This is a genomic window from Streptomyces sp. NPDC050610 (genome assembly GCF_040654875.1).
Lineage (GTDB): Bacteria > Actinomycetota > Actinomycetes > Streptomycetales > Streptomycetaceae > Streptomyces.
In genome coordinates this window covers 1-13,670 of the sequence record NZ_JBFAIV010000002.1, presented here as the reverse complement: position 1 = coordinate 13,670, position 13,670 = coordinate 1, and the positions used below count along the sequence as shown (strand labels likewise).

The following is a 13,670-nucleotide window of genomic DNA, read 5'->3' as shown; positions in this document are numbered from 1 at the left end:
GGCCCCTCCGCCCAGGTCGCCCAGGCGGCCCGGGGGAGGGGCCGGTTCCGTGTGCGCGGCCCGCGCCGCGTACGGGCCGTTCCCGTCAGTGAGCCGCCGTCAGCTCCCGCTCCGCCTCGGCCAGGCGGCGCAGCTCCTTCTTGTCCGGCTTCCCCACGTCCGTCAGCGGCAGCGTGTCCATGAAGGCGATGTGCGCCGGCTCGTACATCGCGCCGCGCTCCTCGCGCACCATGTCCCGCAGCTCCTGACCGTCGACCTCATGGCCCGGCGCCGGCACCACGACGGCGTGCACGCGCTCCATGCGGTCGGCGTCCCGGACGCCGAAGACGGCGCTCTGCAGGACCCGCGGATGCGAGTTGAGCAGGTCCTCCAGCTCGGTCGTGTACACATGGCCGCCGACCACGACGATCATGTCCTTGAGCCGGTCGACGATGGTCAGATACCCCTCGTCGTCCAGGAACCCGATGTCGCCGGTGTGCAGCCAGCCGTCCCGCAGCACCTCCGCCGTCAGCTCGGGCTGCTTCCAGTAGCCCTCCATGAGCTGGGAGGAGCGGACGCAGACCTCGCCGTGCTCGCCGTGCGGCAGGTCTCGGCCGTCCTCGTCGCGGATCGCGACCTCGACGCCGTCCATCACCTTCCCGGCGGAGCGCAGCCGGTCCGGGCGGTCGGGGTCGTGGTCCTCGGTGCCGAGGATGCTGATGCCGCCGGCCTCGTTCTGGCCGTATCCCTGGACCAGCACGGGGCCGAAGCGCCGGATGGCGTCGGCGATCCGGGCGGGCGACGACTGGCAGCCGCCGTAGACCAGGTTGCGCAGGCTGGAGGTGTCGGTGCGGGCCGCGTCCGGGTGGTCCATCATCCGGTAGAGCAGCGGCGGCAGCATGAACAGCTGCGTGATCCGCTCGCGCTCGATCGCGGCGAGCACGGCCGCGGGGTCGAAGTCGTCCTGTAGTACCACGGTGCCGCCGCCGGTCAGGGTGGCGTCGGCCATCATGCCCGCGGCGTGCGCGAGGGTGGTGCACGCCAGCTGCCGGTGCGAGTCCTCCAGATCCAGCGTCGCGGAACGGAACCAGCGGCCCTGCCCGTAGGTGGTGCAGATGCCCTTGGGGTGGCCGGTGGTGCCGCCGGTGTGCCGGATGGTGGCCACGTCCTCGGGCCGCGCCTGGCTGGGGAACGGGTCGGCGGGCTGGGCGGCGGCCAGCTCCAGCAGGTCGGCGCCGGTCGCCGCCGGACCCAGCGTCAGGACCGTTTCCACCGGGGCCTGTGCGACCACCTCCGCGGCCCGGTCGGTGAGGCGCGGGTCGACGAGCAGTGCGCGGGTCTCGACGTCGCGCACGATGACCGCCTGGGACTCGGCGGAGAGCTTGTTGTAGAGGTGGTTGACGCGGCAGCCGAGCAGACCGGCGGCGTAGCGGGCGGCCACGGTCTCCGGCAGGTTGCCGCTGAGCAGCGTCACGGTCTCGCCGCGGGCCACGCCTTGGGCGTCCAGCGCCCGCGCCATGCGGTGGACGAGTTCGGTGAACTCCCCGGCGCTGATCCGGCGTTCCCCGTGGACCAGGGCCTCGCGGTCGGGGGTGTTGGTCAGGGCTTCAAGGATTTCCTCCACGTATGTGCGAAATGTGGGGTCGGCGTTGGACATTGAGGGTTCCTCCCGTAGCCGGAGCGCTGGTCGGCGCGGTCCGGCGGCGTTTCACGCAGGCGTTTTTGCCCCTATTGTTAGTTGCCTATGGCAACTAAAATCATGGTATCCGTAATCGCGCCCTGACTCCAAGTCGGCACATGTGTCCGATAACAGCCCCCAACCCACCCCGCCCCATTGATAGTCCGACTCATCACAGGTTGCATATCGCTGCCCAGAGATGTTCCGGCGGTCAGGTACGTACGGGAGGGGAACCTTGCGTAAGTCCAGAGCACGTACAGGAAGATCGAGAGCCGGCGGGGCCGGCGGCATGACGGGAGTGGCGGCGCTGATCGGCGCCGCCGCTCTTGTCGTGACCGCGGTCCCCGCCCAGGCGGCCGCACCGCGACAGGCGCCCGGGGCCGAGGTGATCCCCGGTACGGGCACCGAGACTCCGGCGCTGGTGTCCGGCATTCACGAGGCCGCCGACGGCGCGGGCAGCGCGGCCGACGCGGCGCGCGCCCACCTCGCCGGCAAGGAGAGCCGCTACCGGATCGCCGACCCGCGGCGCGACCTCGCGCCCGCCCAGTCGGTGCGCAGCGGCGCGGACGAGACCGTACGGCTTCAGCAGAAGCACCACGGCGTCGACGTGCTCGGCGGCCAGTACGTCGTGCGCATGGAGCGCCAGGGCGGCAAACGGACCGTCACCGGCACCTCCGGCAAGTACTTCACCGGGCTGAAGGCCGACACGAAGGCGACGGTCTCCCAGGAGACCGCCGTCCGGCGGGCGGTCACGGCGACGGCCCGTCAGCTCGGCGGCGCCAAGCTCGACAAGGGCGACATCGCCCCGGCCAAGGGCGTCCGCACCGCGTCGGCCAAGGCGCTGACCGGCACCTCCCGCGGCCTCGTCGTGCTGCCCAAGGGCGAGGGGATGCTCGCGCACCACGTCACCGTGCACGGTACGAATCCGGCCACCGGTGAGCCGGTTCAGCGCGAGGTCTATGTCGACGCGAAGGCGGGATTCCCGCTTCTTCAGTACAGCAGTATCAAGACGTTCGGCACGTCGGCGAATAAAACAGCCAAAGCGCTCAAGTCGGCCAAGACGCGGGCGAACGGCGGAAAGGCGACGGCCGGCGCCCCCGCCGTCGACTTCCCCGGCACGACCGGATCGGGCGTCAAGTACGACGGCAGCGCCGTGTCGCTCGGGCTCTACAAGGACGCGTCCCGCAACGAGTACACGATGAACGACTACTCGCGGATGTGGGGCACCAGCAAGAACCTGGTCTCCACCTGGGACGTGCGCGGCAAGGACGTCAGCGAGGTCTCCGGGCGGTGGCCCGCCGGCATCAAGGAGTTCGGCTCCCCTACCCCGGCCTTCGGCGCGGACGCCACCGAGGCGGGCGCCGTCGACGCCCACTGGGCGGCCGGCAAGGTCTACGACTACTACAAGAAGGTGCACGGCCGGGACAGCCTCGACGGGCGCGGCGGCACCATCAACTCGCTCGTCGGCGTCACCCAGTACGGCCTGCCGTACATCAACGCCTTCTGGGACGGCACCAAGATGGTGTACGGCCAGGGCGACGACGAGTACAAGACGCTCTCCGCCGACCTCGACGTGGTCGGCCACGAGATGACCCACGGCGTCGTCGAGAACAGCGCGAACCTCGTCTACGCCGGGCAGTCCGGCGCGCTGAACGAGGGCATAGCCGACTACTTCGGCAACGCCATCGACGTCGACTCGGCCGGCATGGCGATGGACGACCCGGACTCCGGGCTGCTGGGCGAGCACCTCTGCCGCACCAAGACCCCGCGCGAGTGCGCCTTCCGCGACCTCAACGACGGGCACACCACGTCCAAGAACTTCCTGGGCGTCGGTTTCGCCACCGACAACGGCGGCGTCCACCTCAACTCGACGATCTTCTCCGGCGCGCTGTGGGACATCCGCGAGGACGTCGGCCGGGTGCTCGCCGACAAGATCGTGTACAAGGCGCTGACCGCGTACATGACGCCGCTCGACGGCTTCACCGAGGGGCGCAACGCGGTGCTCGCGGCCGCCAAGGACCTCAAGGTCTCGGCCAAGGACCTGAACGCCGTCAAGCGGTCGTTCAACGCCCATGGCATCGTGCCCGGTTGGGAGAACGCCCTCGGCGTCGACTCCGACCAGCTCCTCGGCAAGCTCAACACCGCCGGTACGGGCGTGGGCGCGGGCGGCGGCTGGTGGGTCACGTCCAAGTCGAACGACGACGGTTCCGAGCCGTACTCGGTCTACGCGGGCCGCGCCGACGGCTCCGGCCACCCCAAGCTCATCAGCCCCAACGACGGGCGCTTCCACGTCTACCCGGCGACCGACGGCAAGACCGTGGTCTGGGCGGCCTACGGCACGACCAGCCTGGACATCCTGTCCCGGCCGCTGGCGGGCGGCCCGATCAAGAAGCTCTACACCAGCACCACCGACGTCTCCGGCCTGCGGGTCGAGGCCGGCGTGGTGGCCTTCGAGTCCATGGACCCGTTCGGCGGCCGGCACGTCGGCTACCTGCGGCCCGGCGACCGGGAGCCGACCTACGTGGACGGCGGCAAGTACCAGCTGGGCTCGGCGCTGCCGTCGATCCACGGCGGCCGGATCGCGTACGCCAAGCTCTACCCCGAGGCGGGCACGTACAAGCTGGGCACCGAGGTGCTCGACCTCAAGTCCGGCAAGACGACCCTGATGGGGCAGCTCGGCGCCCCCGAGGGCATCGGCCAGACCGGCATCAACGGCTCCGGCGTCTACTGGCTGGCGGACGAGGTGGCCACGGACGAGGGGCAGATGGCGGTGCGCCGCGCGAACCCCGACGGCACCGGGGCGGCCGACATCAGCAAGGAGACGGGCCCGAACGCCCTCTTCCCCTTCGACCTGACGGTCTCCGAGGAGGCGGTGACGGTCAACACGGTGCTGCCCGACACGGAGTACCGCAACGAGACGCTGCCCAAGCTCTGGCAGCTCTCGCTCGACGGGAAGGCCAGGAACCGGGTCTCCTGCAACCGCGGCGAGCAGAGTTCGCCCGTGGCGGCGGGCGGCAAGCAGGTGGTGTGGATCGACGGCACCACCGGCTACACCGATCTCGTCACGCGCACCCGCCCGGCGGGGCTGTGCGGCTGACATCACCGCCTGATGTGAGCGGCTGAGCGAGCGAGCGGGCCCCCGGCACCGATGCCCGGGGGCCCGCCCTCGTGTGTACGGACGCGTCCGCCCGTACACGTCCAGGGGGCGCCCGCCCTCGTCCGGCCGGTCGCCGTCAGCCGTTGGCGAGCGCCTGGAGCCGGTCGTACGCTCCGTTGAAGACACTGTGGTCGCCGACGGTCGGGCCCGTCGAGGTGTACTGCCACATCGTGTAGAAGCCCCATCCGGCGGGGAGTTCGCCGACCGAGGGGCCGTAGCGGGGAATCCACAGCGGATCGGCGGCGCCGAACCCGGCGTAGTTGCCGGTGCACGCCTTCCACCAGCTGGTCGAGGTGTAGATCACCGGATCGCGGCCGGTCTTCGCCTTATAGGCGTTGAAGAAGTCGCGGACCCAGTCGACCATCGCGCTCGCGCTCTTGCCGTAACAGGCCGCGCCGTACGGGTTGTACTCCATGTCGAGCGCGCCGGGCAGCGTCTTGCCGTCCCGCGACCAGCCGCCGCCGTGGGCGAGGAAGTGGGCGGCCTGCGCCGCTCCGGAGGAGGTGTCGGGGGTGGCGAAGTGGTACGCGCCGCGGATCATGCCGGCGCTGTACGAGCCGTTGTACTGCTGCGCGAAGTAGGGGTTGGTGTAGCCGGTGGACTCGGTCGCCTTGACGTAGGCCCAGCGGACGCCGCTGTTCCACAGGGTCTGCCAGTTGACGTTGCCGTTGTGGCTGGAGACGTCCACGCCCTCGACGGAGGCGCTGAGGCGGGGCCGCGGGACGTGGCCGGCGCGTGCGTGGGGCTCGTGGGAGGGGAGGGTCGAGCCCATCCAGTCGCGGTCCGGGTGGGACGGCTCGGAGCCGCGGTCCGGGCGGGCGGTCCGGGCGCCGTCCGCGGCTGCGGCCGTCGCGGGCAGCGCCAGGAGGGAGAGCAGGAGGGCGAGGGCGGAGCAGAGGGAGACGAGAGCGAAGGGGCTCCCGGCCGGCGCGCGGAGTCCGCGGCGGGCCGGACCGGATCTGTGCTCGGGCATGCGTGCCTCCGAGGGACTCAGTGGGGGATGTCCTCATACATCATGACTTGTTCCCGCCCTTTGCCGGTGTAGAAACCATGGGTTGGAGTGGCCATGACAGGCCAGACGCTACGGGCGCGGAAGGGTGCGGCGATAGAGGGGCCGGGTGCTGCCGTTGGTCTAATCCTGCGAAATACTGGCCAAGCTGCGGCGATACGACCGCGGTGAGCGGAAAGTTTCAGACCTGAACAGCTGGAGAGGGCGCTGACGTGCACAACACCGGGACCCCGCCGCCCGCGGAGGGCGGCGACCGCACCGTTGCCGGAAGCGCGGACGACCGCGCGTTCCTCGCCCTGGAGCGCGAGTTGGCGGTCTTCCTGCGCCGGGCCCGCGCCTCCTCGGGCGAGATGGCCAGGGAAGTCCACCCCGAACTGGAGGCCGCCGCCTACGGACTCCTGGTCCGGCTCCAGGAGTGCGGCCCCCAGCGCGCCACCGACCTCGCCGCCTACTTCGGCGTCGGCAAGGCCACCATGAGCCGCCAACTGCGCGCCCTGGACGAGCTGGGCCTCGTCACCCGCGCCCCCGACCCGGCCGACGGCCGCGCCTCGCTCCTCTCCCTCACCGAGGAGGGCCGCGCCCGCTTCACGCGCGTACGGGACGCCCGCCGCGCGCAGTACGTGCGCAGGCTCGCCGACTGGGACCGTGCGGAAATCGCCGAACTGGCCCGGCTGCTGCACCAGTTCAACGCCCGCGCGGAAGCCTGACCTCCGGCGCGCCCGTCGGCGGAGCCCGGCAGGTCAGGGCTCGATGAAGGCGGCGGCCGCGTCGTCGTGGCGCTTCCAGCGGCGGAACGCCCCGCCGTCCGGATCGGTGTTCTCCACCGCCCGCACCCGGTCGATCAGCGCGTCCGGCCCCTCCTTGCGCAGCACCGCCAGACAGTCCTGCCAGCTCCCCTCGCCGAACATCTCCACCCAGCGCGACGCCCCGTCGGTGAGCGCGGTCAGGGCCCGTACGTCCGTACGCGGCGCCGTCCCGGTCACCGCGCGGGCGACCACGGCGGGGTCGGCCGCGGCGGTGAAGAACCCGCCCTCGGCGTTGCGCTGGTCGTCCGTCACCGGCCCGAGGGCGGCCAGCGCGTCGATGCGGTCGTCGAGGACGGGGTCCACCGAGCCGTCCGGGCGCTCGATGAGCAGTACGGAATCGGACAGAACCAGATGTTCGACGCGTTCCGCGTCCCAGCGGGCCGCGACGACGGTTGCCTGAGGGGTGCGGACGTGAGAAAGGTCACAGCTCTCGCGGTGGGCGTCGGCGGTCCGGACGATCGCCTCGGCCAGGCACTCAGTGAGCGTCAGTTCCCGGCGCGAGGCGCACAGTTCGAGCAGCGAGCCGCCCAGCCGGGACGCGAACCAGGGGACGCCGTGCGTGCAGCCGGTGTCGGTCGGCGGCGGCGTCACGCCGTCCAGCAGCACTATTGCTCCACCTTGTCCACCTGCGGGCAGCGCCACCGACACGAAGTCCTCATTGGGGCGTTGGGGATCTCCGGGCCGGGTGGCGAGTTCGATGCGCATCCGGCCAGTCTGCCGGAGGCCGCACGCGGACGCGCGGCGCGGGTCGCGCGGGGCGCGGCCGGGACCCGCCCGAGCCGGGAGCGGCATCCTCGGGGCGGCCGGCGAATCGGCGGCCGGGCGCCCGGCAGGGCTCTGAGCTGCGGGCGGGCATCCTTCCAGGCCCCCAAGAGGTTTTCCAGCCGGCCCCCTTCCCAGGGCCGCACAGGCCCCGCACAGAAGTTGAGGGTCAGCTTCTGGTTGATGTTCACTCCTTGGAGTGGCTGGGGAGGCGATGGGCACCCACCCTTGATCCGGGCTGAAAGGGTCAAAAGTCGAAATCGGCACCAGGGGTGGTCCGCGCCGTTGACCGAACCGTCGTCACCTCCTGGCACCACATAGGGACAGGCGAGCGAAGATTGTGAGCACCGGTGCGGAAAAAGCGGCTTCGGGGCGGTACACACGAGCAGCAGACGACGGTCGCGCGACGGCGCACCGCGCGCGTACGTAACCGACTGGTCGTCTCCGTCGCGGTCGCGGCCGTCGCCGTGCTCGGCGCGGGCGTCCCCGGCATACTCGGCGCCGTCGACGACCTCCACGACGCGCAGCACCTCGTGGACCTCTCCCAAGCCAACAGAGGCGCCGTCGCCCTCGCCCACTCCCTGGCCGACGAGCGCGACTCGATGACCCAGTTCGTCGCCGCCGGCCGCGCCACGGGCACCGGCGGCGTCACCGAGAGCCAGCGCGCCCGCGTCGACCGGCAGGTCGCCGAGTACCGCGGCCAGGCCCCCGGTCCCGTACGCGCCCTGCTCGACGCGCTCCCCAAGACCCGCCAGCAGGCCCTGACCGGCCCAGGCAAGGCCGTCGACACCTTCGACGCCTACACCAAGACCGTCCAGGCCCTGCACGGCGTCGCCGACACCCTCGCGCAGCAGCTCCCGGCCCGCGCCGGCATCGGCTCCGCCGCCGCCCTGCCGCCGCTCGGCCGGGCCGTCGAAGAGGCGTCGGCCACCCGCGGCCTGCTCCTCGGCGCGCTCTCCGCGCACGGCCCCGCGCAGAACCAGCTCACCGCCGCAGCCCAGCGGACCGAGATCCGCGAGAAGTCCGCGGCCGCCGACTTCGAGCAGCTCGCCCCCGCCACCGCCCGCGACTCCTACAGCGCCACCGTCAACGGCCCCGACGTCACCACGGCCGACAACTACCTCGCCCGCCTCACCGCCCGCTCCGAACTCTCCGCGGCCGACCGCGACCTCTCCAAAAGCGACGTCGAATCCGCCCTCACCGCCCGCATCGACCGGATGCGCGGCGTCGAATCGGCGCTCGCCGGCAGCGAGACCACCCGGCTGGAGAAGCTCCGGGACGACGACGTCACCGCCCTTGAGCTGGACGCCGCGCTGCTCGCCCTCTGCTTCCTCGTCGCCGTCGGCGCCACCGCCCAGGCCGCCCGCTCCATGACCCGCCCGCTCGCCGCCCTGCGGCTCGGCGCCCGGCGCGTCGCCGCCGACCCGGCGGGGGAGCGGCCCGTCGCCTTCAAGGGGCGCGACGACGAGTTCGCCGAGGTCGTACGGTCCGTCAACACGCTGCACGAGACTGCCGCGGGCCAGCGGGAGCGCATCACCCAGCTGGAGGGCGAACGGACCCGGCTCATCGGCGCCCGCCAGGCCCTCGCCGACGAACGCACGGAGCTCCAGGCCCAGCAGGCGCGGCTGCGCGAGCGGATCGCCGCGCTGACCGGCACCGTGCACGGCACGTACGTCAACCTCTCGCTGCGCACCCTCGGCCTCGTCGAGCGGCAGTTGGCCGTCATCGAGACCATGGAGGCCAACGAGCAGGACCCCGAGCGGCTGGAGACGCTCTTCAAGCTCGACCACCTCGCCACCCGCATGCGCCGCCACAGCGAGAACCTGCTGGTCCTGGCGGGCGCGGAGCACGGCTCGGGACACCCCGGCAATGTGCCGCTGCTGGACGTGCTGCGCGCCTCCATCAGCGAGATCGAGAAGTACGAGCGGGTGCAGATCCAGGCCCTGCCGCCGCACGCGCAGGTCACCGGCTTCGCGGCCGACGACACCAGCCACCTGGTCGCGGAGCTCCTGGAGAACGCGACGGCGTTCTCGCCGCCCGACGCCCGGGTGCAGCTCTCCGGCTGGCTGCTGGAGAGCGGCGACGTCATGCTCTCCGTACAGGACGAGGGCATCGGCATGCCGGGCGAGCGGCTGGCCGCCGTCAACGCCCTGCTGACCGCGGCCGACCCGCAGGAGGCGCACACCGCGGACGGCGAGCAGACGCTCGGCCTCGGGCTCTACGTGGTGGCGCAGCTCGCCTCCCGGCACGGCGTGCGGGTGCAGCTGCGGACCCAGCAGCAGGGCGGCATGACCGCGGTCGTCGTCCTCCCGAAGGCGCTCCTGCCCACCGGGCCCTCGGGGCTGGGACCGGCGCCGGTCGTGCCGGGCGGCGCCGGGGCTCCGGCGGTCCAATTGCCCGGCTCGATAGCGGAAGCCAACTCCAACGCGCTCCCGGGCAACGCCGCGCGCACCGGCGAGACGCTCGCCGCGGGCGGGCCGGGGACGCGCGGGGACGGTCCGGAGCACGGCACGCCGCCGGCCGAACCGGCCGCGGTGCCGCGCCAGAACACCGGCCCGGAGCGGCAGCCCACACCGGGCCCGGCCGCCGAGGCGAACCCGATCGGACCGTGGGAACCGGCGCCGGCGCGACCGTCGCCGGACCAGGGCCGTACCCCAGGCCGGGATCGCGAGAGCCAAGCCCGCGACCAAGGCCGGGACCGGGACCGGGATCAAGACCGCGACCAGGAGGGCCAAGGCCAAGGCCGCGACCAGACCCCGGCCCAGAGCCCCGACACGCCCGAATCCGCCCCGCCCGAGCGGAAAGCCGACCCGGACCCCCTCATCGAGGCGGCCGAGCGCACCATCCAGCTCGCCGCCATCCCCGACCCGCAGCAGCCGCCGGCCGGCCGACACGCCCGGCGGTCCGGCGAGACCTCCTCCGGCGCGGAAACCACCCCACCGGACGCGTCCGAGCGGCCCGTACGAGCCGTGCCGGACGCGCCGACCGGGGCCGTGCCGCCGCCCGTCACCGGCCAGGTCGCGAGCGCGTACGCGCCCGGCCCCGACGAGCACGCGAGGCCCGCGGCCGACCTGCCGCACCCCGCCGGGGCGGCCCGGCTGCGCCCCGCCGAATCCGTCCCCGCCGACCCGTTCGCCGACCCCTTCGCCGACCCGTTCGCGGATGAAGCCGATCAGCGGACCACGGGCAAGGGCCTCCCCAAGCGCACCCCGCGGACCGTGACACTCCAGGGCTCCGCACCACGTCAGGGCAGGGGAGTCGACGCGGAGGCGCTGCGGCGTCAGCTCGGCGGCTTCCAGCAGGGGGCGCGGGACGGACGCCGGGACGCCGAGGCCGAGATCACGGCGGGGATGAAGATGCGGAACACTGACCATCAGCAAGCGGGGGCGCTGGATGAGGATGGCACTGCCGAGGAGGCACGCGATTGAATGCGCCGAGTACGTACGGGCTGAGCACCGAGGCCCGTAACCTGCACTGGCTGCTGGAGAACCTGGTCGAAGAGGTGCCGGGCGTACGGTCGGTGGCCGTCGTCTCCTCGGACGGCCTGATGCTGCTCTCCTCCGACCCGGAGCAGAGCGCCGCGGCCCCCGGCCCGGCGGCGCACGAGGGGCCCCGGGGCTCCAGCGCCGACCTCGCCACGATCGTCTCGGGCCTCGGCAGCCTGACGACGGGCGCCGCCAAGCTCATGGAAGCCGGCATCGTCAAACAGACGATGGTGGCCATGGACGAGGGCAGCCTGTTCGTCATGGCGATCAGCGACGGTTCGCTGCTCGGCGTGCAGGCCGCCCCCGACTGCGACATGAACATCGTCGCCTACCACATGGCGCTCTTCGTGGGCCGGGCCGGTCATGTCCTCACCCCTGAACTCCGCAGCGAGCTGCGGAAGTCGATGGAGCCAAGGCAGGCAGAACAGTGACCTCCGCACGCCGATTGCCCGTCCGCGGTTCGGACAAGAAACCCGCGCGGGTACGCCCGTACTCGCTCACCGGCGGACGGACCCGCTTCGGACACGTCCTGCTCGTTGAGACCTTCGTGGCGGCGCTGGACGCCGCCGAGGAGCGGCGGGAGCTCGAATCCGGCGGCCTCAACTCGCGGGTCATGCCCGAGATGCGGGCCATCGTCGAGCTGTGCCGCCGGATGCGCTCGGTCGCCGAGATCTCCGCGCTGCTCAAGATGCCGCTCGGCGTCGTGCGCGTGCTCGTCAGCGACCTGGCCGACCAAGGAAAGATCCGCGTCTACGGCACCGGGCACGGCACCGGCCAGCCCGACCGCGCGCTGCTGGAAAGGGTGTTGAGTGGACTTCGCAGACTCTGACACGGTGATGGCCTCGCCGGCCGCCGAGGAGGGGTTGCAGAGCTGGCAGACGGACCGTACCCGGGCGCCGGTCGCCACGAAGATAGTCGTGGCCGGCGGGTTCGGCGTCGGCAAGACGACGTTCGTGGGCACGGTCTCGGAGATCACCCCGCTCAGGACCGAGGCCGTGATGACCGCGGCCAGCGAGGACGTCGACGACCTGGCGGCGACGCCGGAGAAGACCATGACCACGGTCGCCATGGACTTCGGCCGGATCACGCTCGACGACGACCTGGTGCTCTACCTCTTCGGCACGCCCGGCCAGAAGCGCTTCTGGTTCATGTGGGACGACCTGGTGCGCGGCGCGATCGGCGCGGTGGTGATGGCCGACACCCGGCGGCTGGAGGACTGCTTCCCCGCGCTCGACTACTTCGAGAGCTGCGGGCTGCCGTACATCGTCGCGGTCAACCACTTCGAGGGCACGACCCGTTACGAGGAGGAGGACGTGCGCGACGCGCTCTCCGTGCCTCCGCGCGTACCTGTTGTGATCATGGATGCCCGCAGACGTATCACGGTGGTCGAATCGCTGCTGGCCATGGTCGGCCACGCGCACGACGTCACCCCCGAATAAGAGCTGGAGAACCATGCGGAAGATACTCGTCGTAGGAGCCGGCCAGTCCGGCCTCCAACTGGCCCTCGGCTTGCAGTCGCAGGGCTACGAGGTCACCTTGATGTCCAACCGCACCGCCGACGAGGTCCGCACCGGCCGGGTCATGTCCACCCAGTGCATGTTCCACACGGCGCTCCAGCACGAGCGCGACCTCCAGATCAACTTCTGGGAGAGCCAGGCCCCCCGCATCAAGGGCCTCGGCGTCTCCGTCGCGGCCCCCGACTCCTCGCGCGCCGTCGACTGGGTCGGCATGCTGGACGGGTACGCGCAGTCGGTCGACCAGCGGGTGAAGATGGCCGGCTGGATGGAGACCTTCGCGCAGCGCGGCGGGCAGCTCGTCATCCACGGCGCGGCAGTCTCCGACCTCGACTTCTTCGCCCGCCGCTACGACCTGGTGCTGGTCTCCGCGGGCAAGGGCGAGCTGGTGTCGATGTTCGGCCGGGACGCCTCGCGCTCCCCGTACGCCGCGCCGCAGCGCGCGCTGGCCGTCGCCTATGTGCACGGCATGGGGCCGCGCCCCGAGCACCCCGGCTTCGACGCGGTCCGCTGCAACCTGGTGCCCGGCGTCGGCGAACTGTTCGTCATGCCGACGCTCACCAACTCCGGCCGGGCCGACATCCTCTTCTGGGAGGGCGTGCCCGGCGGCCCGCTCGACGTCTTCCAGGGCATAAAGGACCCCGACGAGCACCTCGCGGTCACCCTTGAGCTGCTGGAGCGGTACCTGCCCTGGGAGTACGCGCGGGCCACCAAGGTCGAGCTGACCGACGCCAACGGCACGCTGGCCGGGCGCTACGCCCCGACGGTGCGCCACCCCATCGGGCGGCTGCCCAGCGGCGGCCTGGTCCTCGGCGTCGGGGACGTGGTCGTGGCCAACGACCCGATCACCGGGCAGGGCTCCAACTCGGCGTCCAAATGCGCGGCCTCGTACCTCGCCTCGATCGTCGAGCGGGGCGACGAGCCCTTCGACGAGCAGTGGATGCAGGCCGCGTTCGACCGCTACTGGCACACGGCGCGGCACGTCACGAAGTGGACCAACGCGATGCTGGCCCCGCCGCCGGAGCACGTCCTGAACATCATCGGCGCGGCGGGGAAGTTCCAGCCGATAGCGGACCGTTTCGCCAACGGCTTCAACGACCCGTCGGACTTCGAGAACTTCTTCTACGAGCCGGCCAAGGCGGAGGCGTACCTGGGCGAGATCGCGGCCCGGGTCTGACATACGAGATCTGACACACAAGAGGGGTGCGGCCGCTCCTGATATCTGCGCATTTCACCGCTACACCAGGAATTCCGATCTCCCCTACCGAACTCTAGCCTGC

The 13,670-nt window shown here is 71.9% G+C and carries 10 protein-coding genes; 7 read left to right on the top strand and 3 right to left on the bottom strand.

Annotated elements, in window-relative coordinates; genetic code table 11:
* Nucleotides 1-85: 85 nt before the first annotated feature.
* Nucleotides 86-1,636, bottom strand: a complete 1,551-nt coding sequence (locus AB0I22_RS02315) for an AMP-binding protein (RefSeq protein ID WP_363128719.1) — start codon at nucleotides 1,634-1,636, stop codon at nucleotides 86-88.
* A 310-nt stretch (nucleotides 1,637-1,946) separates the two neighbouring features.
* On the opposite strand from AB0I22_RS02315, the gene AB0I22_RS02310 reads away from it, so the two are divergent.
* A complete protein-coding gene (locus AB0I22_RS02310; RefSeq protein ID WP_363128718.1) occupies nucleotides 1,947-4,754 on the top strand; it encodes a M4 family metallopeptidase in 2,808 nt (935 codons plus the stop codon).
* A 136-nt stretch (nucleotides 4,755-4,890) separates the two neighbouring features.
* Here the strand turns inward: AB0I22_RS02310 and AB0I22_RS02305 are convergent, their stop codons facing one another.
* Complete coding sequence (locus tag AB0I22_RS02305) at nucleotides 4,891-5,787, bottom strand: lysozyme (protein ID WP_363128717.1); 897 nt, start codon at nucleotides 5,785-5,787, stop codon at nucleotides 4,891-4,893.
* A gap of 248 nt (nucleotides 5,788-6,035) precedes the next feature.
* Here AB0I22_RS02305 and AB0I22_RS02300 point away from each other — a divergent pair, with 248 nt between their 5' ends.
* The gene (locus tag AB0I22_RS02300) at nucleotides 6,036-6,530 is read left to right on the top strand and encodes a MarR family transcriptional regulator (protein ID WP_363128716.1); all 495 of its coding nucleotides are present in this window, start codon (nucleotides 6,036-6,038) and stop codon (nucleotides 6,528-6,530) included.
* Between the two features lie 33 nt (nucleotides 6,531-6,563).
* Here AB0I22_RS02300 and AB0I22_RS02295 read toward each other — a convergent pair whose 3' ends face one another.
* A complete protein-coding gene (locus AB0I22_RS02295) occupies nucleotides 6,564-7,334 on the bottom strand; it encodes a hypothetical protein (protein ID WP_363128715.1) in 771 nt (256 codons plus the stop codon).
* Between the two features lie 407 nt (nucleotides 7,335-7,741).
* Here AB0I22_RS02295 and AB0I22_RS02290 point away from each other — a divergent pair, with 407 nt between their 5' ends.
* From AB0I22_RS02290 to AB0I22_RS02270, 5 genes are read left to right on the top strand one after another with little or no spacing between them, the layout of a single operon-like run.
* Nucleotides 7,742-10,819 (top strand): nitrate- and nitrite sensing domain-containing protein, encoded by a 3,078-nt coding sequence (locus tag AB0I22_RS02290; protein ID WP_363128714.1) that lies wholly within the window; start codon nucleotides 7,742-7,744, stop codon nucleotides 10,817-10,819.
* Entirely contained in the window at nucleotides 10,816-11,307 is a 492-nt protein-coding gene (locus AB0I22_RS02285) for a roadblock/LC7 domain-containing protein (RefSeq protein WP_363128713.1), read from the top strand. Before AB0I22_RS02290 ends, AB0I22_RS02285 begins: the two co-directional genes overlap by 4 nt.
* Complete coding sequence (locus AB0I22_RS02280; RefSeq protein WP_363128712.1) at nucleotides 11,304-11,705, top strand: DUF742 domain-containing protein; 402 nt, start codon at nucleotides 11,304-11,306, stop codon at nucleotides 11,703-11,705. Before AB0I22_RS02285 ends, AB0I22_RS02280 begins: the two co-directional genes overlap by 4 nt.
* Before the next feature lie 7 nt (nucleotides 11,706-11,712).
* Complete coding sequence (locus AB0I22_RS02275) at nucleotides 11,713-12,315, top strand: ATP/GTP-binding protein (RefSeq protein ID WP_363129080.1); 603 nt, start codon at nucleotides 11,713-11,715, stop codon at nucleotides 12,313-12,315.
* A gap of 13 nt (nucleotides 12,316-12,328) precedes the next feature.
* A complete protein-coding gene (locus AB0I22_RS02270) occupies nucleotides 12,329-13,567 on the top strand; it encodes a styrene monooxygenase/indole monooxygenase family protein (RefSeq protein WP_363128711.1) in 1,239 nt (412 codons plus the stop codon).
* The last annotated feature ends 103 nt before the right edge of the window (nucleotides 13,568-13,670 follow it).

What these genes read in the sequence shown, in the direction of transcription:
- AB0I22_RS02270 (WP_363128711.1), top strand. Translation starts at nt 12,329, where the DNA reads ATGCGGAAGATACTCGTCGTAGGAGCCGGCCAGTCCGGCCTCCAACTG.
- AB0I22_RS02295 (WP_363128715.1), bottom strand. Translation starts at nt 7,334, where the DNA reads ATGCGCATCGAACTCGCCACCCGGCCCGGAGATCCCCAACGCCCCAAT.
- AB0I22_RS02275 (WP_363129080.1), top strand. Translation starts at nt 11,713, where the DNA reads ATGGCCTCGCCGGCCGCCGAGGAGGGGTTGCAGAGCTGGCAGACGGAC.
- AB0I22_RS02315 (WP_363128719.1), bottom strand. Translation starts at nt 1,636, where the DNA reads ATGTCCAACGCCGACCCCACATTTCGCACATACGTGGAGGAAATCCTT.
- AB0I22_RS02310 (WP_363128718.1), top strand. Translation starts at nt 1,947, where the DNA reads ATGACGGGAGTGGCGGCGCTGATCGGCGCCGCCGCTCTTGTCGTGACC.
- AB0I22_RS02305 (WP_363128717.1), bottom strand. Translation starts at nt 5,787, where the DNA reads ATGCCCGAGCACAGATCCGGTCCGGCCCGCCGCGGACTCCGCGCGCCG.